This window comes from Mycolicibacterium canariasense (genome assembly GCF_002101555.1).
Lineage (GTDB): Bacteria > Actinomycetota > Actinomycetes > Mycobacteriales > Mycobacteriaceae > Mycobacterium > Mycobacterium canariasense.
Map to the genome: position 1 here is coordinate 421,313 of NZ_LQOL01000052.1, position 22,348 is coordinate 443,660.

Genomic DNA, 22,348 nt, shown 5'->3' on the forward strand with positions numbered 1-22,348 from the left:
CAGGTATCGACGAAGGAACGACTGGTCAACGAGGCCATGCGGCTGTTCGGCGCGCAGGGCTACCGGGCCACCAGCATCAATCAGATCGAGAAGGCCGCGGGCCTGGTGCCCGGCTGCGGGGCGCTGTACAACCACTTCAAGTCCAAGGAAGCCCTGCTGGCCGCCGGTATCGACCGGCAGCTGGACCGGCGCCGCGCCATGCGCGATATCAGCGCCCTGTTCGCCGGACAGGGGGAGTTGCGCACCGAGTTGACACTGCTGTGCCGCTATCTGCTCAGCGTGCTGGACCGGGAGGCCGAATTCCTCCGGGTTGCCGCGCGTACCCCGGCCGCCGAATCACCCGGCGTCCAGGCCGCGTATGCCGCCCTGGTCGACGGCCTGTACACCGAACTCGCCGACTGGATCACGGCGTGCGCACCGGATCTGGGTGAGCAGGCCGCCCGCCGTATCGCCACGTTCGGGGTCAACGCCCTGCTGGGCAAACGCATCACCCGCATCGTGTTCGACGCGCCCGCCCTGGACACCGCCGATGAGGACTACGTCGGCGAGTGGACCACCATGCTGGCCGACCGGATCGAGTCGCTGCGTCGCAACTGACGCGGGCGGTAGGCTCCCCGCTATGCCAGGGATCGCTGAACTCGCGCTGGGAGCCGCACCGATCGCCGGCGGCGCGCTACTCGGTATCGCGGCGGGCACCTTCAAGGGCCCGGATGTCCGCGCTTCCATCAAGGCGGATATGGAGCTGCTGCAAGGCATTCCGGAAGAGGACGTGGAGCGCCGGGCCGCGCTGCAGCGCTCCATCGACAGCCGCATCGACGATATCGTCGCCGCCGTCGAGAAGAACCGCGAAATCCGCGCGATCGCGGCGTCCTACACCGGCAACTGGCGTGACATCGTGGTGTTCATCTGCGCCGTGCTGTTCACCGTCGTGTGGTGGAACGTCAGCCACAGCCGCAGCAACTGGCTGGTGATGTTCATCGTGCTGATCCTGCTGTCGATCCTCGCGGCGGTGTACGCCGCGCGCGGGATCATCCGGGCGGTGGCGACGTACGCGCACTCCCGCCGGCGATCTCAGTAGTGGAAGGTGTCCGACGGCGCCGGCACGTGGTCGGGATCGTCGCCGAAATCGGACTCATGGATGCCGTAGGCCCTCGCCAGATCCAGGATCTTGTTGGCGCGCGCGATGCGCGGCAGATCCGAACCGTTGCGGATCTCCCCGCCGTCGCGCTGGAATTCCGCGAAAAACTCACGCGCCCAACTGATCTCCTCCTGTGAAGGGGACAGGCCCTCGTTCACCGTGGGACATTGCTCCGGGGTCAGGCAGATCTTGCCGGTCATCCCGAACTCCGCCGATACCGCCGTCGCCTCGCTGAGCTTGCGGGCACTGGACCCGACCGTGGGTCCGTCGATGGCGCTGGGCAGCTGCGCGGCCTTGGCGGCGATGGTGAACCGGGACCGCGCGTAGGCCAGGGTGGCCGGGTTGTCACCGAACCCGGTGTCGCGGCGGAAGTCACCGATGCCGAAGGCCAGCCGGAAGGTGCCCTTGGCCGAGGCGATTTCGGTGATGCGCTCCAGCCCGCGGGCCGTCTCGACCAGTGCGACGATCGGCACGTCCGGCAGCCGGCGGGCCGTCTCGGTGACGTGGTCGACCCCTTCGACCATGGCCAGCATCACCCCGCCCACCCCGGTGTTGCTCAGCATCTCCAGATCATCGGCCCACCACGGGGTGCCGAACCCGTTGATCCGGACCCAATCGGTGTTGCCCTCGGCCAGCCAGCGCACCACGTTCTCGCGGGCGGCCACCTTGTCCTTGGGGGCGACGGCGTCCTCGATATCGAGGATCACGACGTCCGCGCGGGACCGGGCGGCCGGTGCGAAGCGGTCGTACTGGGCGCCGTTGACCAGCAGCCAGCTGCGGGCCAGTACCGGGTCGATGCGGAATCCGGGTTCGCTGGGATCGGGTTGGAAGGCGCTGGGCTGGTCGTACACGCCGTCAATCGTCGCTTACCCGTTCGGCCGGGTTCAGGCCGGGGCCAACGCGGCGCCGAACACCCGCTCGGTGTTCTCCCAATGCCGCTGCGCGGCGCCCTCGTCGTACACGGCACGGTGATCGGGCACCGCGAAACCGTGCGCGGCCGGATAGAACTCGATGGTGTGCTCGACGGACGCTCCGGACAGCGCGTCCTCGAGCCGCTTACCGTCGTCCTCGGTGAAGGACCCGTCGTTCTCGGCGGCGGCCACGTAGACCACGGCCTGGATCTTGTCGGCGAGCAGGTGCGGGCTGTCCGGATCGTCGGCGACGGCCAGCCGGCCGCCGTGGAAGGACAGTGCGGCCGCGACCCGCTCGGGCACCCGGGTGGCGACGATCAGCGAGGCGCGTCCGCCCATGCAGTACCCCGTGGTGCCGAACTTCGTCCCGGTGACGTCGGGACGCGCCTCCAGGTAGTCGAAGAACGCCTCGGCGTCGGCGGCGAAGACCTCGGGGGTGAGCGTGCCCATCAGCTCGAAGAGCTGCTTGCGCTGTTCCTGGTCGCTGAACACCGTGTTGAGGTCGAACGGCCCCCACCCCGGATTGCGGTAGTACACGTCGGGCACCAGCACGACGTAGCCGAACCCGGCCAGCTTGCCCGCCATCTGCTCCATGGTGGGGCGCAGGCCACCGGCGTCCGGAAAGAGAACGACGCCGGGCCACGGGCCCTGACCTTCGGGGGTCGCTACGGCAACGGTCGCGGTGCCATCGGAGGTGGTGATGCTGTCGTGGGTGATCGGCATGGGGTCCGTTCTACTCCACTCCTGCCCGCCGGACGTAAGCTGTGGGCGTGCCCATCGCCACCCCGTACGAGGATCTGCTGCGTCTGGTGCTGGAGCGCGGCACACCGAAATCCGACCGCACCGGCACCGGGACCCGCAGCCTGTTCGGGCACCAGATGCGCTATGACCTCACCGCCGGTTTTCCCCTGATCACCACCAAGAAGGTGCACACCAAGTCGATCGTCTATGAGCTGCTGTGGTTCCTGCGCGGCGACTCGAACGTGCGCTGGCTGCAGGAGCACGGTGTCACCATCTGGGACGAATGGGCTTCCGAGGCAGGTGATCTGGGCCCGGTGTACGGCGTGCAATGGCGGTCCTGGCCCACCCCGTCGGGTGGGCACATCGACCAGATCAGCGCGGCGCTGGAGTTGCTCAAGCGCGACCCCGACAGCCGCCGCAACATCGTGTCGGCCTGGAACGTGGGCGAGATACCGCAGATGGCGTTGCCGCCATGCCATGCGTTCTTCCAGTTCTACGTGGCCGACGGCCGGCTGAGCTGCCAGCTGTACCAGCGCAGCGCCGACCTGTTCCTCGGGGTGCCGTTCAACATCGCCAGCTACGCGCTGCTGACCCACATGATGGCCGCCCAGGCCGGCCTGGGGGTGGGGGAGTTCATCTGGACGGGCGGGGACTGCCACATCTACGACAACCACGTCGAGCAGGTCGGGTTGCAGCTCTCACGCGACCCGCGGCCATATCCGGAACTCGTTCTGGCCCAGCGTGATTCGATCTTCGACTACATCTACGAGGATATCGAGATCAAGAACTACGATCCGCATCCGGCCATCAAGGCACCCGTCGCCGTATGACGGTCGGTTTGATCTGGGCGCAGTCGACCTCCGGGGTGATCGGTCTGGACAACGGCATCCCGTGGCGGCTGCCCGAGGACCAGGCCCGGTTCAAGGAGCTGACCCTGGGCCAGACCGTGATCATGGGCCGGCTCACCTGGGAGTCGCTGCCGGCGAAGGTGCGCCCGCTGCCCGGCCGTCGCAATGTGGTGGTGACCCGCGATCGGTCGTACGTGGCCGAGGGCGCCGAGGTGGTGGGTGAGCTGCCCGCCGACCTGGACGGCTGGGTGATCGGCGGTGCCCAGCTGTATGCGCTGGCACTGCCGCTGGCCGACCGCTGCGAGGTCACCGAGATCGACGTCGACGTCGACGGGGATGCCTTCGCACCCACCCTCGACGATTCCTGGTCGGTGACCCGTGGGGACTGGCTGACCAGTGGTACGGGGCTGCGCTACCGGTTCTGTTCGTACCACCGCTGAGCGCCGTTGTCGGTGCCATGCGCAACGATGACCGGGTGCCATCTCTGACCGTCGCCCAGGCCCGCCGCATCGCCGTCGCCGCGCAGGGTTTCCACGACGCCCGGCCGGCGGGCCCGGTCACCCGGGCGCACCTCAAGCGGCTGATCTCCCGGATCCAGGTGCTGCAGCTGGATTCGGTGTCGGTGGCGGTGCGCGCCCACTATGCGCCCGTGTTCAGCCGGCTCGGCGCCTATGACCGCGATGCGCTGGACCGGGCCGCCTGGAGCCACAGCGCGCGGGCGCCGCGCCTGCTGGTGGAGTACTGGGCGCACGAGGCGGCGCTGATGGCCGTCGAGGACTGGCCACTGCTGCGCTGGCGGATGCGGGAGTACACCCACGGCCGGTGGGGCACCGAGATCGTCCGCAAGAACCAGCGGCTGGCCGAGGATGTCATCGCTGCCCTCGACGTGCTCGGGCCGTCCACCGCGGGCCAGATCGAGGCGTACCTGGAATCCGAGCCGCGGGGCCGCAAAGGTCCTTGGTGGGATCGCAGCGACACCAAGTGGGTGGCCGAGGCGCTGTTCGCGTCGGGCCGACTCACCACGGCCACCCGGGTCGGCTTCGCGCGGCACTACGACCTCACCGAGAAGGTGCTGCCACCGCATGTGCTGGCCCGCGAGGTCGATGACGAGCAGGCCCTGCGCGAGTTGATCCTGCGGGCAGCCGGAGCGCTCGGGGTGGCGACCGAGCCGGACCTGCGGGACTATTTCCGGCTGAGCCCCAAACAGAGCAAGCCCACGGTGGCGGCGCTGGTCGACGAGGGCTTGCTGGAACCCGTCGACGTCGACGGGACGCCGGCGTATCTGCGTGCCGGGGTGCGCATTCCGCGTCTGGACCGGGGCACGGCGCTGCTGTGCCCGTTCGACCCGTTGATCTTCTTTCGCCCTCGGGTGGAGCGCTTGTTCGGCTTCCGCTATCGCATCGAGATCTACGTGCCCGCGTCCAAACGCCAATTCGGTTACTACGTATGGCCGTTCCTGCTCGACGGTGAGCTGGTCGGCCGTGTGGACCTGAAACGCACCGACGGGGCGCTGCACGTGGTGGGTGCGTTCGCCGAGGACGGCCAGGACCGATCCCGGGTGGCCGGCGCCCTGGCATCCGAGTTGCAGTCGATGGCTGCGTGGCTGGGTGTCGGTGCGGTCACGGTCGGGGAGCGCGGTGATCTGGTGCGCGAGTTGCGGCGCAGGGTCTAGACACTCGAGTGTGGAAAGCGATATCACCGGTGATATCGCTTTCCACGCTCGAGCCGGGCCGAGTGTCCTGGCCGCGTCGGCCTTCTAGCCTTCTATCCTCCTAGCCTTCGACGGGCAGCGGCGCCCGACGGCCTCGGATCACGTTGGCGGCGAACACGATGGCGCCGATCGCCAGCCATACCAGGCCGCCGATCTTGGCCAGCGGGTCGGCGTTGAACAGCACGTAACCGATGATCAGCAGCCCCACCAGCGGCACCACCCCGTGCAACAGGTAGTTCTTCGACTTCTTGCGCACCAGGTAGTACCAGGCCACCGAGAGGTGCAGCAGGCAGAAGCCGAACAGGGCGCCGAAGTTCACCAGGGACGAGATCAACCCGATCTGGCCGACGAAGAACAGCACCAGCACCAGGCTCAGCGCGCTCACCACCAGGACGGCGGCGAACGGGACCTTGCGCGAGCTGATGTTGGACAGGAAGGCCGGCAGCTGACGATCCCGGCTCATCGAGAACAGCAGCCGACTGGTGGCGGCCTGGGCGGCCATCGCGTTGGCAAAGCCGACCGCGAGCACGTTGACCACGAAGAAGGCGTTCATCCACCCGGTGTTGGAGGCCGCCTGCACCAGCAGGAAGAAGGCGTTACCGACCTCGTCGTCGCTGAAGGACGCACGGCCGCCGGCCAGCAGGCTGGCCAACCAGGTCTGGGTGATGAACAACCCGGCGACCACGAACAAGGCGATGATCATGGCTCGTCCCGCCGGGTTCTTCTTACCGGTCGACTCCTCGGCCAGCGTGGAGATGCCGTCGAAACCGAGGAAGCTCAGAACGGCGATCGACAGGGCGCCCGCGATCAGGGGTGCGCTGATGGCCTCGGAGTTCCAGATCGGGGTGGTGCTCCACGCGACGTTCGGCAGCGACTGGCCGTTGATGGCGCGCACCGCGATGACGACGAACAGCACCAGGAACACCAGCTCGAGGGCCAGGAAGAGCCGGTTCACGATCTTCAGGGAGCCCACGCCCAGCAGATTGATGGCGGTGTTGACGATCACGAACACGATCGCCCACAGCCAGCGCGGTGTTCCGGGAAACAGCCCGATCATCGATTCGGCCGCGAACACATAGAGCAGGGTGGGAATCAGCAGGTAATCGAGCAGGATGGCCCAGCCGGCGAAGAAACCCAGCCCGGGGTGGATGCCGCGGCCCACATAGGCGAACACCGAACCTGCCAATGGGAACGACTTGGCCATCTGCGCGTACGCCAGGGCGGTGAACACCATGGCGATCAGGCCGATGAGATAGACCAGCGGCACCATGCCGGAGGCGCTGTTGTAGACGGTGCCGAAGATGGTCCACGGCGCGATCGGCACCATGAACACCAGGCCGTACACGACCAGGTCCAGGGTCGAGATGGATCGGTTGAGTTCCTGTTTGTAGCCGAATGATTCGAGACTGCGTTGCCCCTCACCGGTGGTGAGGTGGGTGGAGGTGGTGGCCATGGGGTGTCCTGTCAGGTGGGTGGTGGGGTCAGACCCGGGCGGCGGCGGCCAGATCGTGGGAAGCGAGGAAATCGGCGATGACCGCGCGGAACTCGGCGGGCTTCTCCAGATGCGTGCAGTGACTGGTGTCAGGGAAGACGTGACTGCGGACATCGGCGATGTTGTCGACATACGGTTGCCACGTCGCGGGCGTGGCCTCGTCGAACTCGCCGGCGACAACGAGCACCGGTGCGGTGATCGCCGGCAACCGTTCGATCACCGTCCAGTTGCGTAGCGTCCCGATGACGTGAAACTCGTTGGGCCCGTTCATGGTGTGGTAGACGGTGGGTTCGGCCTCCATCTGCGCCTCGCTGTCGGCGAAGTCCTCGGGCATCGGCTCGATCCGGCACACGTGGCGGCGGTAGAACTCGGCGGTCGCGGCCAGGTACTCGGGGTCGGTGACGGTGCCGTCGGCCTCGTGGCGCGCCAAGGCGGCCTGGGTGTCGGCGGGCAGCTGTGCCCGCAGTTCGGCCGCTCCTTCGACCCACAGTTGCATCGAGGCGGGGGAGTTGCAGATGGACAGCGACGCCAGCCCGTCGGGTCGGCGCACCGCGATCTCGGCGCCGAGCATGCCACCCCAGGACTGCCCCAGGACGTGATAGCGGTCGATGCCCAGCGCGGTGCGGATGGTGTGGAATTCGTCGACGAACAGGTCCGGGGTCCAGAACTCGGCGGGCGCATCCGGCAGGTGGGTGCTGTTGCCGCAGCCGATCTGGTCGTAGTGGATGACGGTGCGGCCGGTCTCGTCGGCCAGCTCGGCGATGTTGGCCACGTAGTTGTGCGCCATCCCGGGACCGCCGTGCAGGACGAACAGCGGAAGCGCGTCGGTGCGCTCTGATTCCGGCGTGGTGATCTGGACCCAGGTCTGGTGGTCGCGAAACGGGATGGTGTGCGTCGTGCGGAGCATGAAGGCAGCATGGGGCCGTAATGGTCTCACTGCAAGACCATTAATCGAGTTTTAACAATTGGCATCGATACTGTGGTCGGGTGCGGGAGAGGGGCAGGGGTATGGCACAGCTGATCGGCGCGGGTGTACCTGGTTTGCTGGACCGTGAGCTCGAACCCAACACGCGGGTCGACGAGATCACCGACCGGCTGGTCACCGCGATCGCCATCGGCGAATATCTGCCCGGGGCGCGGCTTCCCGCCGAGCGCGAACTCGCCGCGGCCCTGCGGGTGGGCCGGATGACGGTCCGCGCGGCGCTGGCCCGATTGGTCGAACGCGGGCTGGTGGAGACGCGGCGCGGCCGCGGCGGCGGGTCCTATGTGCTGCAGCAGTGGCCGGACTCGTCCACCGAGACGGTCGGCAGGACGCTGACCATGCGAGTGGCCGAATTGCGCGACCGCTGCGATGCCATCTGCCGGATGCACGGCGCGGTGTGCCGGGCGGCGGCCGAATCCCGCACACCCGCCGACATCACGCGACTGCGGTCCGCCCTCGAGGACTATCGCCGAGCCGACAGTGGGCTCGCCGCTCAGCAGGCGGACAGTGCTCTACATCTGGCCATCATGGCCGCCGCGCACAACGCCGTGCTCACGCAGGTGCTGCTCGACCTCGAGGCCTCGGTGAGCATCGCCGCACCGGCCCACCTGTGGGGTGAGCCGGCAACGATGCGTCAGATGGAATTGCGTGCCCTCGATGAGCACGAGGTCCTCATCGACGCCATCGTCGACGGGCAGGCCGACGCGGCCGATGCATTGGCCCGGGCGCACGTCGCGATCGATTTCGAGCACATCTCCGCCGCCATGCGGCGGGCGGGTGTGCTCAGCGACTGAACCCCTCGTCGGGCCCCGGATTTTTCATGCGCGACGTGTCATACCCTAGTGGCATAATCGAACATGTGTTCGACGCGAATCCGGTGCAGCTCAGTGATGAGGCGTTGATCTCTGCGTTGACGGCGGCGTCGCGGGCTGAGGCCAGGGCGGCGGCGTGGCGGTTGGTGTTGGTGGGTGAGGTGACCGCCCGGCAGTGTGAGGACGAGGATGATGAGTTCGCTCGTCAGGTGATCGATGGGTGGGCGTGGGCTAAGGCCCAGGTGGGTGCGGCGTGCAATCTGAGCCCGTATGCGGCGTCCAGGCAGATGCGGATCGCGGTGGCGTTGCGTGACCGGTTGCCGCGTACGGCGGCGCTGTTCGCGGCCGGGGCGGTGTCGGCGGCGGTGGTCGATGCGATCACTTGGCGTACCCGGTTGGTCGAGGACGCCGATGCTTTGGCGTTGATCGATGCCGCGATCGCGGGGGAGGCCGCCGGCTACGGGTCGCGGTCGGAGGCGGGGCTGATCAGCGCGGTCGATGTGTGGGTGGAGAAGTTCGACCCTGCGGCGGTGCTGCGGTCGGCGGCGGCGGCCTCGGATGTCTATGTGGAGTTCGACGATAAGGACGACCCGAATGGGGTGGCGTCGTTTTGGGGTCGGTTGCGGGTGACCGATAAGCAGGCGTTGCAGCGGCGCCTGGATGGTTTGGCTGCCACGGTGTGCGCCAATGATCCGCGGACGGTGCGTCAGCGCCGCGCCGATGCCCTGGCCACCTTGGGTGTGGTGGGCCCGCAGTTGGAGCGGTTGGCCTGTTTGTGCGGGGACCCCGAGTGTGGGGGCAGCGGTAAGGATCCGCGGGCAACAGCGGTGACCATCCATGTGGTGGTCGATCGGGTGCCCTCGGTCGAGGCTGTCCCGACTACTGAGGCTGTCCCGACTACTGAGGCTGTCCCGACTACTGAGGCTGCCCCGACTACTGAGGCTGCCCCGACCCCGGCCGAGGTGCGCCCTGCCGGGCCGGGGGTGCTGCTCGATGGTGCGGTGGTCCCGGCGGCGATGGTGGCGGATTTGGTGGCCACCGGTGCGACGGTGAAACCGGTGGCCGATCCTGCCGATCTTAGGGTTGAGCCGCGCCATGATCCCTCGGAGAAGTTGACGGCGGCGGTGCGGGCGCGGCATCTGACGTGCACGTTCCCCGGTTGTGGCCGGCCCGCCGACAAATGCGATGTGGACCATGTGGTTCCGTGGCCGGCGGGGGCGACGCATCCGGGCAATTTGCAGCCGTTGTGCCGTGAGCATCATCTGCTCAAGACGTTCTGCGGTTGGACCCCGCGGCTGGCGTCGGACGGGTCGGTGACCTGGACCGCGCCGACCGGGCACACCTACACCAAGGTCGTCGGCGCGTCGATCCTGGGCGGCGCGGTGGTGCATACCGAGGTCCCGCCGCGGCGGCCGATCACCCGAGTCGGCGGCGCGGATCGGGGCCGGATGATGCCCAAACGGGCACGCACCCGCGCGCAGGACTGTGCGCACCGGATCAAAGCCGAACGCACCCGCAACACAGCCGAACGCGCCGGCAGCGGCAGTGATCCGCCCTTCTGACTCTCCCGGTCTGTCGCGGTCCGCTCAACTCAGCGGAATATCGTTGCCGCCCTTGGACTCCTGGTACTGCACCGACAGCACCGCGTACCGGTCGGCGATGAGCTGGCGCCTGGCCAGCAGCTCGGTGCGCAGCGGCTCGTCCTCGTCGTCGATCAGGTCCGGGATCGAGTACGCCGTCCAGAAGGCGTTGGAGCGCCGGTAGCCGCCGGGTTCCAGGCCGAACACTTCTTTGAGGATCTTCAGATCGTGTGGGATGGCGAACTCGTCGCGGGAATCCTCGTGACTGAAGAAGTAGTAGAAGTTGTCGAAACCGGCCCAGGTGATCGCAGACATGCACATGGTGCACGGCTCGTGGGTCGACAGGAACAACAGCTCGCTGGTCGGCGGATGCCCGGGCAGCTCGTAGAACTGTTGGAGCGTGTGCACCTCGCCGTGCCACAGGGGATTGACCGTCTCGGCGTTGGTGCCGGCCACCACCAGCGACAGATCCGATTTGTGCACGATCGCCGCACCGAACACCTTGTTGCCGGCGGCGACGCCCCGTTCGGTGAGCGGCAAGATGTCGGCGTCGATGACGGACAGCAGCCGCCCCACAAGTGTCATGGCCGACCCTAACGTCCGAGCTGGTGCCCCGCAGCTCGCCCGCGCTACTGAACCGTGAGATCGAACGGGTAATCTTGCCCGCGTGACCACCACCGGAATCGACGTCAGCGCACGCCTGGGCACCGTGCTGACTGCCATGGTGACGCCGTTCGGCCCGGACGGCTCGCTTGATCTGGGTGGTGCGAAGAAGGTAGCCAAGCATCTCGTCGACTCCGGGTGTGACGGCCTGGTGATCTCCGGCACCACCGGAGAGTCGCCCACCACCACCGACGACGAGAAGATCGCGCTGCTGGAGGCCGTGCTGGACGAGGTTGGCGACCGGGCGCGGATCATCGCCGGTGCCGGCACCTACGACACCGCCCACAGCGTGCACCTGGCCAAGGCCAGCGCCGCGGCCGGCGCGCACGGCCTACTGGTGGTCACCCCGTACTACTCGCGGCCCACCCAGCGCGGGCTGGTGGCCCACTTCACCGCCGTCGCCGACGCCACCGACCTGCCGGTCGTGCTCTACGACATCCCGCCGCGCTCGGTGGTCCCCATCGAATGGGACACCATCCGCACCCTGTCGGCGCACCCGAACATCGTCGCGATCAAGGATGCCAAGGGCGACCTGCACGGTGGCGGGCAGATCATCGCCGACACCGGCATCGCCTACTACTCCGGCGATGACGCACTGAACCTGCCCTGGCTGGCGATGGGCGCCGTCGGATTCATCAGCGTGTGGGGCCACGTCGCCGCCACCCATCTGCGAGAAATGTTGTCGGCCTTCAATTCCGGCGATATCGCCACCGCACGCAAGATCAATGCCGGGCTCGGCCCGCTGAGTGCCGCCCAGTCCCGGCTGGGCGGGGTGACCATGGCCAAGGAAGGGCTGCGCCTGCTGGGTATCGACGCCGGCGACCCGCGTCTGCCGCAGATACCCGCCGACGCCGCCGAGATCGAGCAGCTGGCCGCCGACCTGCGCGCCGCCGGCGTCTTGTGATGCCTGCTGACCTCGCTCCGCCGGGCCCGCTGGCCCCAGGTGCGCTACGGGTCACCGCGCTCGGCGGTATCAGCGAAATCGGCCGCAACATGACTGTTTTCGAGCACCTGGGCCGGCTGCTCATCATCGATTGCGGCGTGCTGTTCCCCGGTCACGACGAGCCGGGCGTCGACCTCATCCTGCCCGATCTGCGGCACATCGAACACCGCCTCGACGATATCGAGGCCCTGGTACTCACCCACGCCCACGAGGACCACATCGGCGCCATCCCGCACCTGCTCAAGCTGCGCGCCGACATCCCGGTGGTGGGATCACGATTCACCCTGGCGCTGGTGGCCGAGAAGTGCCGAGAGCACCGCATCAAGCCGAAGTTCGTGCAGGTGGCCGAGGGGCAGCGCAGCAGTCACGGCGTGTTCGAATGTCAGTACTTCGCCGTGAACCATTCCATCCCTGATGCCCTGGCGATCGCCGTGCACACCGGTGCGGGCACGGTGCTGCACACCGGCGATATCAAGCTGGACCAGCTCCCGCCGGACGGCCGGCCCACCGACTTGCCCGGCATGTCGCGGCTCGGCGACGCCGGGGTGGACCTGTTCCTCTGCGATTCCACCAATTCCGAGCATCCTGGGGTGAGTCCGTCCGAGAGCGAGGTCGGTCCGACCCTGCACCGGCTGATCCGCGGCGCCGAAGGCCGGGTGATCGTGGCCTGTTTCGCCTCCAATGTCGACCGGGTGCAACAGATCATCGACGCCGCGGTGGCGCTGGGCCGCAAGGTGTCCTTCGTCGGCCGGTCCATGGTCCGCAACATGGGCATCGCCAGAGAACTCGGCTTTCTGCGGGTCAACGACGACGACGTGCTGGACATCGCCGCGGCGGAGATGATGCCCGCCGACCGGGTGGTGCTGATCACGACGGGCACCCAGGGCGAGCCGATGGCTGCGCTGTCCCGGATGTCGCGCGGTGAGCACCGCAGCATCACGTTGACCGACGGGGATCTCATCATCCTGTCCTCCTCGCTGATCCCCGGCAATGAGGAGGCGGTGTTCGGCGTCATCGACGAGCTGTCCAAGATCGGTGCCCGCGTCGTCACCAATGCCCAAGCGCGCGTCCATGTTTCGGGCCACGCCTACGCAGGTGAGCTGCTGTTCCTGTACAACGGGGTGCGGCCGCGCAATGTGATGCCGGTGCACGGCACCTGGCGGCACCTGCGCGCGAACGCCGCGCTGGCCGTGCGCACCGGGGTGCCGCCGGAGAACATCATGCTCGCCGAGAACGGGGTGAGCGTCGACCTGGTCAACGGTGTCGCCTCCATCGCGGGTGCGGTACCGGTCGGCAAGATGTTCGTCGACGGGCTGATCACCGGTGATGTCGGCGAATCCACGCTCGGTGAAAGGCTCACGCTGTCTTCGGGATTCGTGGCCGTCACCGTCGTGGTGCGACGGGGTACCGGCAAGCCGGCCGGACCCGCGCATCTGCACTCCCGGGGCTTCTCCGAAGATCCGAAGGCGCTGGAACCGGTCGCCCTCAAGGTCGAGGCGGAGTTGGAACGTCTTGCCGCAGAACAGGTCACCGACACCACCCGGATCGCTCAGGCGGTGCGCCGCACCGTGGGCAAGTGGGTGGGGGAGACCTACCGACGGCAGCCGATGATCGTGCCGACGGTCATCGAGATCTAATCACGCACGCGCTCGGCCACGGCGGACCATTCGATGGGCGACGCAGACAGGGCGCGCCCGGTGGGCCGGATGTAGGTGTCGCGGTAGTAGCTCGGGCCGGCTTGTTCCAGTAGCCGCCACCCGTACCCCGTCAGCACCTCCTCGACCTGTTCGGGGACGAAACCCGACTTCCACACCTGCCGGCGCTGGCGGAAGCGCCGGTACAGCGAGCGCGAGCCGTACAGGTTGGTGCCGTCGATGAAATCCTGTCGCACATAGGTGAAGATCAACCGGCTGCCGGGCGCGACGGCGCGCAACTGTTGGAAGGTGGCGTGCAGTGCCGCGGGGGTGAGGTACTGGGTGACTCCCTCCCAGATGAACAGGGTGCGGCCGGTGTCGCGAAACCCGTTGTCGGCCAACGCGGCCATCACATCGTCCTGTTCGAAGTCCACGCTCACCAGGCGCACCGATGCCGGCACCGCGCCGAGGACGCGTTGTACCGTCGCGGTTTTGCGGTCGATGTTGATCTGCTGGTCCACCTCGTAGACCGGCAGGTCGCTGTACCGGGCGATCCGGTAGGGCCGCGTGTCCAACCCGGAACCGAGGATGACGATGGCGTCGAACTCGGTGACCGGATCGGAAACCCGTTCGTCGATATAGCGTTTCCGGCACACGATGCCCGTCCACATGCCCGGCGCCGACCGGTCCGAGGCGGCCAGCAGCGCGCGTCGCAGCGGGCCGACACTCGTCAACCGCACGAGCGTACGCAACCCGCCGGGCAGGAAAGCGGCGGCCAGGTCGTCGTCGACCAACCGGCGCTGCGCCGGCTCGTGATGCTCGACGGCCGACAGCACCATCGGTCCGAAAGCCGTCTGTGCCTCCGGATTCGCTGCCCCCATCGGTCCCCCTCCGTGCTTACCGCTTGTTCACGTACCCCGCATCCACCGGCAACGCCACCCCGGTGACGTACCGCGCCGCGTCGGACACCAACCAGTACACCGCATTGGCGATGTCTTCGGGCTCCAGTGTCTGTACCGGCAGCGCGTTGCTCATATCGGGACCACGGAAGTCTTGCTGCGCCATGCCTTCCAGCCAGGACCGGGTGAATTCGTTGTCGATCATCGGCGTGTTCACCCCGGCGGGGTGCACCGAGTTCACCCGGATGTTGAACTGTGCCAGAAAGTTGGCGTACACCCGCATCAGGCCCACGATGCCGTGCTTGGCGGCGGCGTAGCCCACCGACCCGCCGATCGGCGAGCCCAGCCCCACCAGCCCGGCCACCGAACTGGTCAGCACCATCGCCCCGCCGTTGCCGAACTTGATCATCGGCTTCATCGCGACGTCGACGGTGTGGTACACGCCGGTGAGGTTCACGTCGAGCACGTCCTGCCAGGCGTGCTCGTCGGCCATGGGCGCAATGCCCGCGTTGGCGACGACGATGTCGAGCCGGCCGCCGAGGGCCTCGGTACCCGCCCGCAGCGCCGTCTTGAGCGCATCCCGGTCCCGGACGTCGGCCGGTACGGCGACGATCCGGCGTCCGGTCTCCTCGACGAGTTTGACCGTGGCCGCCAGATCGTCGGGGGTGGCCAGCGGGTAGGGCACCGACGCGATCTGGTCGCACAGGTCGACGGCGATGATGTCGGCACCCTCGGTGGCCAGTTTCAGCGCGTGTGCGCGACCCTGGCCGCGTGCCGCACCGGTGATGAAGGCGACCTTGCCGGTCAGGGATCCCACGGGTTTGCTACCGCAGCTTGCCCTTGGCGGGATCACCGGCGACCACCGGGGCGAGCATCTTGATGTCGGGCGCGCCGTCGAGATGCTCGCCGATGGTGCCGAACAGGGCCCCGATCGCCGGTGCGGTGCCGTGCGTCTTGAGCGCCTCCTCGTCGGCCCACTGCTCGACGAAGACGAAGGTGCCGTCGGCCTCGTGCAGCGAGTACAGCTCGCAGCCCGGCTCGGAATGCACGGCCTCGATGGCGGTCTTGCATGCGTCCCTGACCAGGTCGACGGACTCGGGCTTGGCGGTCAGCGTGGCGACGACGACAACGGGCATGGGCGGGCAACTCCTCGGTGAATGCGACCGGACAGGTGTCTAGCCTACCTACCCGTGGTGGCGCCGGTCACGGCCCACGGATTGCAACCTTTCTGTGACCTGTGTGGCTGATGGTAAGGATGGGGCTCTTGCGACTAGGCTTGGAGCCATGGCCAACAAGACCGCAGCCAGGTCCACGACCCGTTCGACCAGGTCGAAGACCGGTTCGGCGAGCTCCACCCGCGGCCGTGCCAAGCCGGCGCGGCCCGCCGCGCCGCGCAAAAAGCCCGGCAAGCCCGCCCCGCGGCGGACGTCGTCACCACTGGCCGGCGCCGGCGCGGCCGTCGGGCGCGGTACCCGCGCGGGCTGGATGATGCTGGCCAAGGGCGCGGGTTCCACCGCTCGTTCGGTCGGGCGCGCCCGCGAACTGGAGCCGGGACACCGCCGCGACGGCATCGCCCTGGCATTACTCGGTCTCGCCGTGATCGTGGCGGCCAGCTCCTGGTTCGACGCGGCCCGGCCGGTCGGTGGCTGGGTGGACTTCGCCGTCCGCGCGGTGATCGGTGCTGCGGTGGTGTTGGTGCCGCTCATCCTCGGTGTCGTCGCCGTGGTGCTGATGCGCACCGAACCCGACGTGGACGCCCGCCCTCGACTGATCCTCGGCTCGGCGATGATCGCGCTGCCCGTGCTGGGCCTCTGGCACATCTGGTCGGGGGCCCCGCAGGATCCCGCCGCACGCCGGCAGGCCGCCGGGTTCGTCGGCTTCGCCATCGGCGGCCCGCTGTCCGACGGCCTCACCGTGTGGATCGCCACCCCGCTGTTGGTGATCGGCGTGCTGTTCGGCCTGCTGTTGGTCACCGGCACCACGATCAGGGAACTGCCCGACACCTTGCGGGACATGTTCCACACCAGGGCATTCGACGGCGACTATGACGACGAGTACTACGACGAGGACGATACGGCCGGCCCGGCCGACGTCGCCGACGACTTCTCGGATGGCTACTACGACGATCCCGCCACCTACGGCGAGGGCGACGTGCAGACCTGGCCCACCGCCGAGCTGCCCCGCCCCGCCGGCACACCGCTGGACAACTACCCGCTGCCCGAGCCCATCGAAGCCGATGGCGCCGAGGAGTTGCCCGAGCCGCGCGCCATCGAAGCGCCGAAACCGGCCCGCAAGAAGCCGGAAGCGCCGAAGAAGAAGCCGGACGACACGCTGGTGCTCGACCGCGTCGTCGAGGGGCCCTACGTCCTGCCCTCGATGGACCTGCTGGTCGCCGGCGAGCCACCGAAGAAGCTCACCGTGGCCAATCAGCACATGACCGATGCGATCACCTCGGTGCTGCAGCAGTTCAAGGTCGACGCGGCCGTCACCGGCTGCACCCGTGGCCCGACCGTCACCCGTTACGAGGTCGAACTCGGCCCGGGTGTGAAGGTCGAGAAGATCACCGCGCTGCACCGCAACATCGCCTACGCGGTCGCCACCGAGAGCGTGCGCATGCTGGCCCCCATCCCGGGCAAGTCGGCGGTGGGCATCGAGGTGCCCAACACCGATCGGGAAATGGTGCGCCTGGCTGACGTCCTGACCGCGCCGAGTACCCGCCGGGACCACCACCCGCTGGTGATCGGCCTGGGCAAGGACATCGAGGGCGATTTCATCTCGTGCAACCTGGCCAAGATGCCGCACCTGCTGGTCGCCGGCTCGACCGGTTCCGGTAAGTCCAGCTTCGTCAACTCCATGCTGGTGTCGCTGCTCGCGCGCGCCACCCCGGAAGAGGTCAGGATGATCCTGATCGACCCGAAGATGGTGGAGCTCACCCCGTACGAGGGCATCCCGCACCTGATCACGCCGATCATCACCGAGCCGAAGAAGGCGGCGGCCGCGCTGGCCTGGCTCGTCGAGGAGATGGAACAGCGCTACCAGGACATGCAGGCGTCCCGGGTGCGACACATCGACGTCTTCAACGAGAAGGTGCGCTCCGGCGAGATCAGCGCGCCGCTGGGCAGCGAGCGGGTCTACAAGCCCTACCCGTACATCCTGGCGATCGTGGACGAGCTCGCCGACCTCATGATGACGGCGCCGCGCGATGTCGAAGAGGCCATCGTGCGGATCACCCAGAAGGCCCGCGCCGCCGGGATCCACCTGGTGCTGGCCACCCAGCGGCCGTCCGTCGACGTCGTCACCGGCCTGATCAAGACCAACGTGCCGTCGCGGCTGGCGTTCGCCACCTCCTCGCTGACCGATTCACGCGTCATCCTGGACCAGCCGGGTGCCGAGAAGCTGATCGGCATGGGCGACGGCCTGTTCCTGCCGATGGGCGCGAACAAGCCCACCCGTATGCAGGGTGCGTTCATCACCGACGAAGAGATCCACGCCGTCGTCGAGGCCACCAAGTCGCAAGCCGAGCCCGAGTTCGTCGAGGGCGTCACCAAGGCCAAGCCCAGCGGCGGTGACCGTGGCGATGTCGATCCCGACATCGGCGACGACATGGACGTGTTCCTGCAGGCCGTCGAGCTGGTGGTGTCGTCACAGTTCGGGTCCACCTCGATGCTGCAGCGCAAGCTGCGGGTGGGGTTCGCCAAGGCCGGCCGGTTGATGGACCTGATGGAGACCCGCAACATCGTCGGACCGTCCGAGGGCTCCAAGGCGCGCGAGGTGCTGGTCAAGCCCGACGAGCTGGCCGGCACGCTGGCGCTGATCCGCGGCGGTGCCGACGCCAACGGGGCCGACGCCGACGACGACGAGTTCTGACGGGGACGTGTCCTAGAGGGTGAGCAGCATCCGGGTGTTGCCCAGGATGTTCGGCTTCACGTAGGACAGGTCCAGGAACTCGGCCACGCCGGTGTCGTACGAGCGGCACATCTCCTCGTACACCTCGGCGGTCACCGGGGTGCCCTCGATCTCGGTGAAGCCGTGCCGGCCGAAGAACTCGGTCTCGAAGGTCAGCACGAAGATGCGCTGCAGGTGCAGTTCGCGCGCCACGTCCAGCAGCTGGGCCACCACCCGGTGCCCGACGCCCTTGCCGCGCACCTTGGGATGTACGGCCACCGTGCGCACCTCGCCCAGGTCGGCCCACAGCACGTGCAGGGCACCGCAGCCCACGATCTCGCCGTCGAGCTCGCCCACCCAGAACTCCTGGACCGCCTCGTACAGGTTGACCAGGTTCTTCTCCAGCAGGATCTTGCCCGCGTAGATGTCCACCAGCGCCTTGATGGCGGGCACATCCGAGGTGCGAGCCCTCCGCACAATCAGGGGATCGACCGACTGAGCAGGCGCCTCATTCACAGCAGCGAGAGTATCGGCATCGGCAACCGATATCCTGATGCCCGTGCCGGGCAAACCAGATACAGATCCCACGGTGCCCCGCGCGTCCGTCGCCAACGTCGCCAACCTGCTCACCGGTGTGCGCCTGGTCCTGGTCCCGGTGTTCGTCTACGCACTGTTCATCGGTGACGGTCATGAAACAGTCTGGCGCACAGTCGCCTTCGTGATCTTTGCGGTGGCGGTCATCACCGACCACTTCGACGGCGCGCTGGCCCGCAGTTACGGCATGGTCACCGAGTTCGGCAAGCTGGCCGACCCGATCGCCGACAAACTGCTCATCGGCGCGGCCCTGATCGGGCTGTCGGCGCTCGGCGACCTGCCCTGGTGGATCACCGTCGTCATCCTGGTCCGTGAGATCGGCGTCACGGTGCTGCGGCTGGTGGTGCTGCGACACGGTGTCATCCCGGCCAGCCGTGGCGGAAAGCTCAAGACCCTGGTGCAGGCGATCGCCATCGGCCTGCTGATCCTGCCGCTGTCGGGTCTGTGGCTGACCACCGCGATGGCCATCATGTGGCTGGCCGTGGTGCTCACCGTGGTGACCGGCGTCGACTACGTGGTGTCGGCGGTCAGGGACTCCCGGACGCGTTCCTGATCTCGGGAACCGACGGCGCACCGGTCGCGTTGACCCAGGTATGACCAACACATTGCTGCGCGAGGTTATCGGCGACGTGCTGCGGCACGCGCGGACCACCCAGGGCCGGACGCTGCGCGACGTGTCCGACTCTGCCCGGGTCAGCCTGGGCTATCTGTCCGAGGTGGAGCGCGGCCGCAAGGAGCCCTCCAGTGAGCTGCTCGCCTCGATCTGCGACGCCCTGGACGTCCCGCTGTCGCGGGTGCTGACCGACGCGGGCGAGCAGATGGCGCGCCAGGAGGCCGGCGCGGCCAACGCGATGGGCCGGATCGACGTGACCACCAAGGTCGTCATTCCACAGGTCGCGGCTCAGGTTCCGTCCATGGCGGTGGCCTGACGTGCATGTGAACCGTTAGGTTGGCACCAAGCAAAAGCGCAGACTCGACAGACACGAAGGCGGAAACGTTCCCATGGCCAATCCGTTCGTCAAGGCGTGGAAGTACCTCATGGCGCTGTTCAACTCGAAGGTCGATGAGTACGCCGACCCGAAGGTGCAGATCCAGCAGGCCATCGAGGAAGCCCAGCGTCAGCACCAGGCGCTCACCCAGCAGGCCGCCCAGGTCATCGGCAACCAGCGGCAGCTGGAGATGCGGCTGAACCGCCAGCTCGCCGATATCGAGAAGCTGCAGGCCAATGTGCGGCAGGCGCTGACGCTGGCCGACCAGGCCACCGCGGCCGGCGACACCGCCAAGGCCACCGAGTACACGAATGCGGCCGAGGCGTTCGCCGCGCAACTGGTGACCGCCGAGCAGAGCGTCGAGGACCTCAAGGCGCTGCACGACCAGTCCCTGCAGGCCGCGGGCCAGGCCAAGAAGGCCGTCGAACAGAACGCCATGGTGCTGCAGCAGAAGATCGCCGAACGCACCAAGCTGCTCTCGCAGCTCGAGCAGGCCAAGATGCAGGAGCAGGTCAGCGCCTCCCTGCGGTCGATGAGCGAGATCGCCGCACCCGGCACCACCCCGAACCTCGACGAGGTGCGGGAGAAGATCGAGCGCCGCTACGCCAATGCCATGGGTGCCACCGAGCTGGCCCAGAACTCCGTGCAGGGCCGCATGATGGAGGTGCAGCAGGCCAGCGTGCAGATGGCCGGCCATTCCCGGCTGGAGCAGATCCGTGCCTCGATGCGCGGTGATCAGCTGCCCGCCGGTGGCACCGCTGCCGCGCCGGCCACCCCGGCCGCCAACCCGCCGGCGGCCGCTCCCGAAGACCGTCTGTCCCAATAGGTTCGGCTGGGTCATCGATGGTGGGGAGCTCGCATCCCGGTCGGCGGGAGACCATATCCGGCTTGGTGCAGCGCGGTGTGGACACCGCGGCCGAGTTCTCCGACGTCGTGGCGCAGAGGCTGGCGACGCTCGCCGACCCGCGCGCCAAGCTGCTGCGCAAGCGGCGCTGGGCGCGCCGACTCGGCTGGTTCTTCGCCGGCACCACCGCGTTCTGGGTCGCGGTGACCGGCCTGCTCGCGTCGTGGAGCACCCCGGTGTGGGCGCTCATCGTCACCGGTGCGATCGCGGCGGCTGCCGCGTTCCCGGCGACCCTGCTGTTCCTGCGTTACCGCTGGCTGCGCCGGGAACCGTTGCCCGAGACCGGCGCGCCCCGGCGGTTACCGCCCCGCGGCTCGGCGGCGCGGGCGCCGATGGCGGCGCTGGCATCCGCGGAACGCGGTCTGTTGTCGCTGCTGGGGGTGCTGCAGCGGTCCGGGTTGCTGCCGGCCGACGAGTTGCGCGAGATTTCCGCGGTGGCGGCGCAGACCGCCTCCGCGATGGCCGCGACGGCCGGTGAGGTGACGGCCATGGAACGGGCCGCCGCGGCGTCCCCGCAGTCCCGGGCACACCTGACCCCAACCATCCGCGCATTCGCCGTTCAGTTGGACTCGGGTGCCCGCCAGTACAACGAAATGGTCACTGCGGCAGCACAATTGGTGTCGTCGGTGGATTCGCCGATGACCGCGCAGCGACACCGCAACGAACTGACCGGGGCCACCGACCGGTTGCAGGGCTGGGCGCAGGCCTACGGCGAGCTCGGCCGGCTGCGCGGCGCCTGAACTACAGGTCGTGCGTGCCCGTCTCGACACCGTCGGGGCGCGGCCCGAATCGTTCGATATAGGACCGGTGCTTGTCGGCGTCCTTCTCCCGCTGGATCTTGTCGATCAGGTGGGGGTCCAGGCCGTGCACCCGCAACATGTGCTTGCGCCAGATCTTGTTCAGCGCGTGCGAGAAATAGACGAACGGGATGAGGATCGGGACCGTCATGCTGGCTCGGGTGACGAAGTCGATGGGGACGAACCAGAACGGGATGAGGATCAGCACGGCCGGGATGAGCACCCGCAGCATGACCCGGCGGGTGGCGCCCGGGCCGGTGAGGTCGTTGCGGACCCAATCCAGCATCGAATCCGGTAGCCGCCGGTTGCAGCAGTAGCCGATCAGCTGGAACAGGTTGGGTTTGGTGCGTTCGGTCATGTCAGTGCGGGACGCAGCGCAGGGATCACGGCACCGACCAGGCCGCGCACGATCGCCTTGGCGAAGTCGAACTGGTCGAAGTAGTCGCGCCACAGCGTGATGCGCCCGTCGTGCACCTCGAACACGCCGCAGACCCAGAACTGCAGCCGCACCGGCCCCAGGATCAGCACGTCGGTGCGCTCGTTGAGCACACTGGCGCCCTCGGCCGCGGAGCGATGGATCTTCACGTCGAAACCCAAGCTGGGCCGCTCCATTGCGCGGAACAGCTTGATGGCGCGGCGCCGGCCGTACACGGTGGGGAAGCCGACATTCTGGTAGACGAGGTTCTCGTCGAGGAGCTCGGCGGCGGCATCCAGGTCGGGTGCGCGCAGGGAGTTCAGGAACGCCGTTACGGTGGCGATATTGTCGGCCCCGACCGGGGCCACCTGCTGCTCGGTCATGTCCCTCAGGGTAGAGGGTGCAGGGTG

Annotated in this window: 25 protein-coding genes; 14 read left to right on the top strand and 11 right to left on the bottom strand. The window is 68.0% G+C overall.

Going from position 1 to position 22,348, the window contains the following annotated elements; genetic code table 11:
- Positions 1 to 36 precede the first annotated feature (36 nt).
- A complete protein-coding gene (locus AWB94_RS18005; RefSeq protein ID WP_084395127.1) occupies positions 37 to 597 on the top strand; it encodes a TetR/AcrR family transcriptional regulator in 561 nt (186 codons plus the stop codon).
- A 22-nt stretch (positions 598 to 619) separates the two neighbouring features.
- Entirely contained in the window at positions 620 to 1,078 is a 459-nt protein-coding gene (locus AWB94_RS18010; protein ID WP_062656494.1) for a hypothetical protein, read from the top strand.
- Here AWB94_RS18010 and AWB94_RS18015 read toward each other — a convergent pair.
- Together AWB94_RS18015 and AWB94_RS18020 are read right to left on the bottom strand one after the other, a co-directional pair.
- Positions 1,072 to 1,989 (bottom strand): HpcH/HpaI aldolase/citrate lyase family protein, encoded by a 918-nt coding sequence (locus AWB94_RS18015; protein ID WP_062656495.1) that lies wholly within the window; start codon positions 1,987 to 1,989, stop codon positions 1,072 to 1,074. The genes AWB94_RS18010 and AWB94_RS18015 overlap by 7 nt on opposite strands.
- A 33-nt stretch (positions 1,990 to 2,022) precedes the next feature.
- Positions 2,023 to 2,772, bottom strand: a complete 750-nt coding sequence (locus AWB94_RS18020; RefSeq protein ID WP_062656496.1) for a dienelactone hydrolase family protein — start codon at positions 2,770 to 2,772, stop codon at positions 2,023 to 2,025.
- A gap of 47 nt (positions 2,773 to 2,819) precedes the next feature.
- Between AWB94_RS18020 and AWB94_RS18025 the strand changes: the two genes are divergently transcribed.
- Genes AWB94_RS18025 through AWB94_RS18035 form a run of 3 tightly spaced genes read left to right on the top strand, consistent with a single transcriptional unit; the run spans position 2,820 to position 5,310 of the window.
- Positions 2,820 to 3,620, top strand: coding sequence for a thymidylate synthase (locus AWB94_RS18025; protein ID WP_062656627.1), 801 nt, complete (start codon positions 2,820 to 2,822; stop codon positions 3,618 to 3,620).
- Entirely contained in the window at positions 3,617 to 4,078 is a 462-nt protein-coding gene (locus AWB94_RS18030; protein WP_062656497.1) for a dihydrofolate reductase, read from the top strand. The genes AWB94_RS18025 and AWB94_RS18030 overlap by 4 nt, the downstream gene beginning before the upstream one ends.
- A gap of 35 nt (positions 4,079 to 4,113) precedes the next feature.
- Entirely contained in the window at positions 4,114 to 5,310 is a 1,197-nt protein-coding gene (locus AWB94_RS18035) for a winged helix-turn-helix domain-containing protein (RefSeq protein WP_062656628.1), read from the top strand.
- A 100-nt stretch (positions 5,311 to 5,410) separates the two neighbouring features.
- On the opposite strand, the gene AWB94_RS18040 is transcribed toward AWB94_RS18035, so the two are convergent.
- The gene (locus AWB94_RS18040; RefSeq protein WP_062656498.1) at positions 5,411 to 6,802 is read right to left on the bottom strand and encodes an APC family permease; all 1,392 of its coding nucleotides are present in this window, start codon (positions 6,800 to 6,802) and stop codon (positions 5,411 to 5,413) included.
- Between the two features lie 28 nt (positions 6,803 to 6,830).
- The gene (locus AWB94_RS18045; RefSeq protein WP_062656499.1) at positions 6,831 to 7,748 is read right to left on the bottom strand and encodes a proline iminopeptidase-family hydrolase; all 918 of its coding nucleotides are present in this window, start codon (positions 7,746 to 7,748) and stop codon (positions 6,831 to 6,833) included.
- Positions 7,749 to 7,849: 101 nt separating this feature from the next.
- On the opposite strand from AWB94_RS18045, the gene AWB94_RS18050 reads away from it, so the two are divergent.
- Positions 7,850 to 8,617, top strand: a complete 768-nt coding sequence (locus AWB94_RS18050; RefSeq protein ID WP_062656500.1) for a FadR/GntR family transcriptional regulator — start codon at positions 7,850 to 7,852, stop codon at positions 8,615 to 8,617.
- Positions 8,618 to 8,682: 65 nt separating this feature from the next.
- The gene (locus AWB94_RS18055) at positions 8,683 to 10,197 is read left to right on the top strand and encodes an HNH endonuclease signature motif containing protein (protein WP_085122469.1); all 1,515 of its coding nucleotides are present in this window, start codon (positions 8,683 to 8,685) and stop codon (positions 10,195 to 10,197) included.
- A 24-nt stretch (positions 10,198 to 10,221) separates the two neighbouring features.
- Here the strand turns inward: AWB94_RS18055 and AWB94_RS18060 are convergent, their stop codons facing one another.
- A complete protein-coding gene (locus tag AWB94_RS18060) occupies positions 10,222 to 10,800 on the bottom strand; it encodes a deaminase (RefSeq protein ID WP_062656502.1) in 579 nt (192 codons plus the stop codon).
- Between the two features lie 136 nt (positions 10,801 to 10,936).
- Here AWB94_RS18060 and dapA point away from each other — a divergent pair, with 136 nt between their 5' ends.
- On the top strand, positions 10,937 to 11,782 hold the full coding sequence (dapA, locus tag AWB94_RS18065) for a 4-hydroxy-tetrahydrodipicolinate synthase (RefSeq protein ID WP_234811782.1): 846 nt from the start codon (positions 10,937 to 10,939) through the stop codon (positions 11,780 to 11,782).
- Positions 11,782 to 13,458: a ribonuclease J gene (locus AWB94_RS18070; protein ID WP_062656504.1), complete on the top strand. Its 1,677-nt coding sequence runs from the start codon at positions 11,782 to 11,784 to the stop codon at positions 13,456 to 13,458. Before dapA ends, AWB94_RS18070 begins: the two co-directional genes overlap by 1 nt.
- On the opposite strand, the gene AWB94_RS18075 is transcribed toward AWB94_RS18070, so the two are convergent.
- The 3 genes from AWB94_RS18075 to AWB94_RS18085 are packed head-to-tail and all read right to left on the bottom strand — an operon-like array spanning position 13,455 to position 15,490.
- A complete protein-coding gene (locus AWB94_RS18075) occupies positions 13,455 to 14,336 on the bottom strand; it encodes an SAM-dependent methyltransferase (protein ID WP_062656505.1) in 882 nt (293 codons plus the stop codon). The genes AWB94_RS18070 and AWB94_RS18075 overlap by 4 nt on opposite strands.
- A gap of 16 nt (positions 14,337 to 14,352) precedes the next feature.
- Complete coding sequence (locus AWB94_RS18080) at positions 14,353 to 15,171, bottom strand: mycofactocin-coupled SDR family oxidoreductase (protein WP_062656506.1); 819 nt, start codon at positions 15,169 to 15,171, stop codon at positions 14,353 to 14,355.
- A 7-nt stretch (positions 15,172 to 15,178) separates the two neighbouring features.
- The gene (locus AWB94_RS18085) at positions 15,179 to 15,490 is read right to left on the bottom strand and encodes a putative quinol monooxygenase (RefSeq protein ID WP_046873252.1); all 312 of its coding nucleotides are present in this window, start codon (positions 15,488 to 15,490) and stop codon (positions 15,179 to 15,181) included.
- Positions 15,491 to 15,638: 148 nt separating this feature from the next.
- Here AWB94_RS18085 and AWB94_RS18090 point away from each other — a divergent pair, with 148 nt between their 5' ends.
- Entirely contained in the window at positions 15,639 to 18,221 is a 2,583-nt protein-coding gene (locus tag AWB94_RS18090; protein WP_084395111.1) for an FtsK/SpoIIIE family DNA translocase, read from the top strand.
- A gap of 12 nt (positions 18,222 to 18,233) precedes the next feature.
- Here the strand turns inward: AWB94_RS18090 and AWB94_RS18095 are convergent, their stop codons facing one another.
- A complete protein-coding gene (locus tag AWB94_RS18095) occupies positions 18,234 to 18,716 on the bottom strand; it encodes an amino-acid N-acetyltransferase (protein WP_024455540.1) in 483 nt (160 codons plus the stop codon).
- 76 nt (positions 18,717 to 18,792) lie between these two features.
- Between AWB94_RS18095 and pgsA the strand changes: the two genes are divergently transcribed.
- From pgsA to pspM, 4 genes are all read left to right on the top strand, one after another.
- Positions 18,793 to 19,386 carry a CDP-diacylglycerol--glycerol-3-phosphate 3-phosphatidyltransferase gene (gene pgsA / locus AWB94_RS18100; protein WP_062656507.1) on the top strand — a complete coding sequence of 198 codons (594 nt, stop codon included), beginning with the start codon at positions 18,793 to 18,795 and terminating at the stop codon, positions 19,384 to 19,386.
- A 40-nt stretch (positions 19,387 to 19,426) separates the two neighbouring features.
- Entirely contained in the window at positions 19,427 to 19,762 is a 336-nt protein-coding gene (gene clgR / locus AWB94_RS18105) for a transcriptional regulator ClgR (RefSeq protein WP_024455542.1), read from the top strand.
- Between the two features lie 73 nt (positions 19,763 to 19,835).
- Positions 19,836 to 20,648, top strand: a complete 813-nt coding sequence (pspA, locus tag AWB94_RS18110) for a phage shock protein PspA (RefSeq protein WP_062656508.1) — start codon at positions 19,836 to 19,838, stop codon at positions 20,646 to 20,648.
- 17 nt (positions 20,649 to 20,665) lie between these two features.
- A complete protein-coding gene (pspM, locus tag AWB94_RS18115; RefSeq protein WP_062656509.1) occupies positions 20,666 to 21,466 on the top strand; it encodes a phage shock envelope stress response protein PspM in 801 nt (266 codons plus the stop codon).
- Between the two features lies 1 nt (position 21,467).
- On the opposite strand, the gene AWB94_RS18120 is transcribed toward pspM, so the two are convergent.
- On the bottom strand, positions 21,468 to 21,881 hold the full coding sequence (locus AWB94_RS18120) for a DUF5313 domain-containing protein (RefSeq protein ID WP_062656510.1): 414 nt from the start codon (positions 21,879 to 21,881) through the stop codon (positions 21,468 to 21,470).
- A complete protein-coding gene (locus AWB94_RS18125) occupies positions 21,878 to 22,321 on the bottom strand; it encodes a limonene-1,2-epoxide hydrolase family protein (protein ID WP_062656511.1) in 444 nt (147 codons plus the stop codon). Before AWB94_RS18125 ends, AWB94_RS18120 begins: the two co-directional genes overlap by 4 nt.
- Positions 22,322 to 22,348: the final 27 nt, after the last annotated feature.

Coding starts and splice junctions, on each gene's coding strand:
- AWB94_RS18070 (WP_062656504.1), top strand. CDS start 11,782: ATGCCTGCTGACCTCGCTCCGCCGGGCCCGCTGGCCCCAGGTGCGCTA.
- AWB94_RS18050 (WP_062656500.1), top strand. CDS start 7,850: ATGGCACAGCTGATCGGCGCGGGTGTACCTGGTTTGCTGGACCGTGAG.
- AWB94_RS18090 (WP_084395111.1), top strand. CDS start 15,639: ATGGCCAACAAGACCGCAGCCAGGTCCACGACCCGTTCGACCAGGTCG.
- AWB94_RS18120 (WP_062656510.1), bottom strand. CDS start 21,881: ATGACCGAACGCACCAAACCCAACCTGTTCCAGCTGATCGGCTACTGC.
- AWB94_RS18060 (WP_062656502.1), bottom strand. CDS start 10,800: ATGACACTTGTGGGGCGGCTGCTGTCCGTCATCGACGCCGACATCTTG.
- AWB94_RS18005 (WP_084395127.1), top strand. CDS start 37: ATGCGGCTGTTCGGCGCGCAGGGCTACCGGGCCACCAGCATCAATCAG.
- dapA (WP_234811782.1), top strand. CDS start 10,937: ATGGTGACGCCGTTCGGCCCGGACGGCTCGCTTGATCTGGGTGGTGCG.
- pgsA (WP_062656507.1), top strand. CDS start 18,793: ATGCCCGTGCCGGGCAAACCAGATACAGATCCCACGGTGCCCCGCGCG.
- AWB94_RS18125 (WP_062656511.1), bottom strand. CDS start 22,321: ATGACCGAGCAGCAGGTGGCCCCGGTCGGGGCCGACAATATCGCCACC.
- AWB94_RS18075 (WP_062656505.1), bottom strand. CDS start 14,336: ATGGGGGCAGCGAATCCGGAGGCACAGACGGCTTTCGGACCGATGGTG.
- AWB94_RS18045 (WP_062656499.1), bottom strand. CDS start 7,748: ATGCTCCGCACGACGCACACCATCCCGTTTCGCGACCACCAGACCTGG.
- pspA (WP_062656508.1), top strand. CDS start 19,836: ATGGCCAATCCGTTCGTCAAGGCGTGGAAGTACCTCATGGCGCTGTTC.
- clgR (WP_024455542.1), top strand. CDS start 19,427: ATGACCAACACATTGCTGCGCGAGGTTATCGGCGACGTGCTGCGGCAC.
- pspM (WP_062656509.1), top strand. CDS start 20,666: ATGGTGGGGAGCTCGCATCCCGGTCGGCGGGAGACCATATCCGGCTTG.
- AWB94_RS18010 (WP_062656494.1), top strand. CDS start 620: ATGCCAGGGATCGCTGAACTCGCGCTGGGAGCCGCACCGATCGCCGGC.
- AWB94_RS18020 (WP_062656496.1), bottom strand. CDS start 2,772: ATGCCGATCACCCACGACAGCATCACCACCTCCGATGGCACCGCGACC.
- AWB94_RS18085 (WP_046873252.1), bottom strand. CDS start 15,490: ATGCCCGTTGTCGTCGTCGCCACGCTGACCGCCAAGCCCGAGTCCGTC.
- AWB94_RS18040 (WP_062656498.1), bottom strand. CDS start 6,802: ATGGCCACCACCTCCACCCACCTCACCACCGGTGAGGGGCAACGCAGT.
- AWB94_RS18030 (WP_062656497.1), top strand. CDS start 3,617: ATGACGGTCGGTTTGATCTGGGCGCAGTCGACCTCCGGGGTGATCGGT.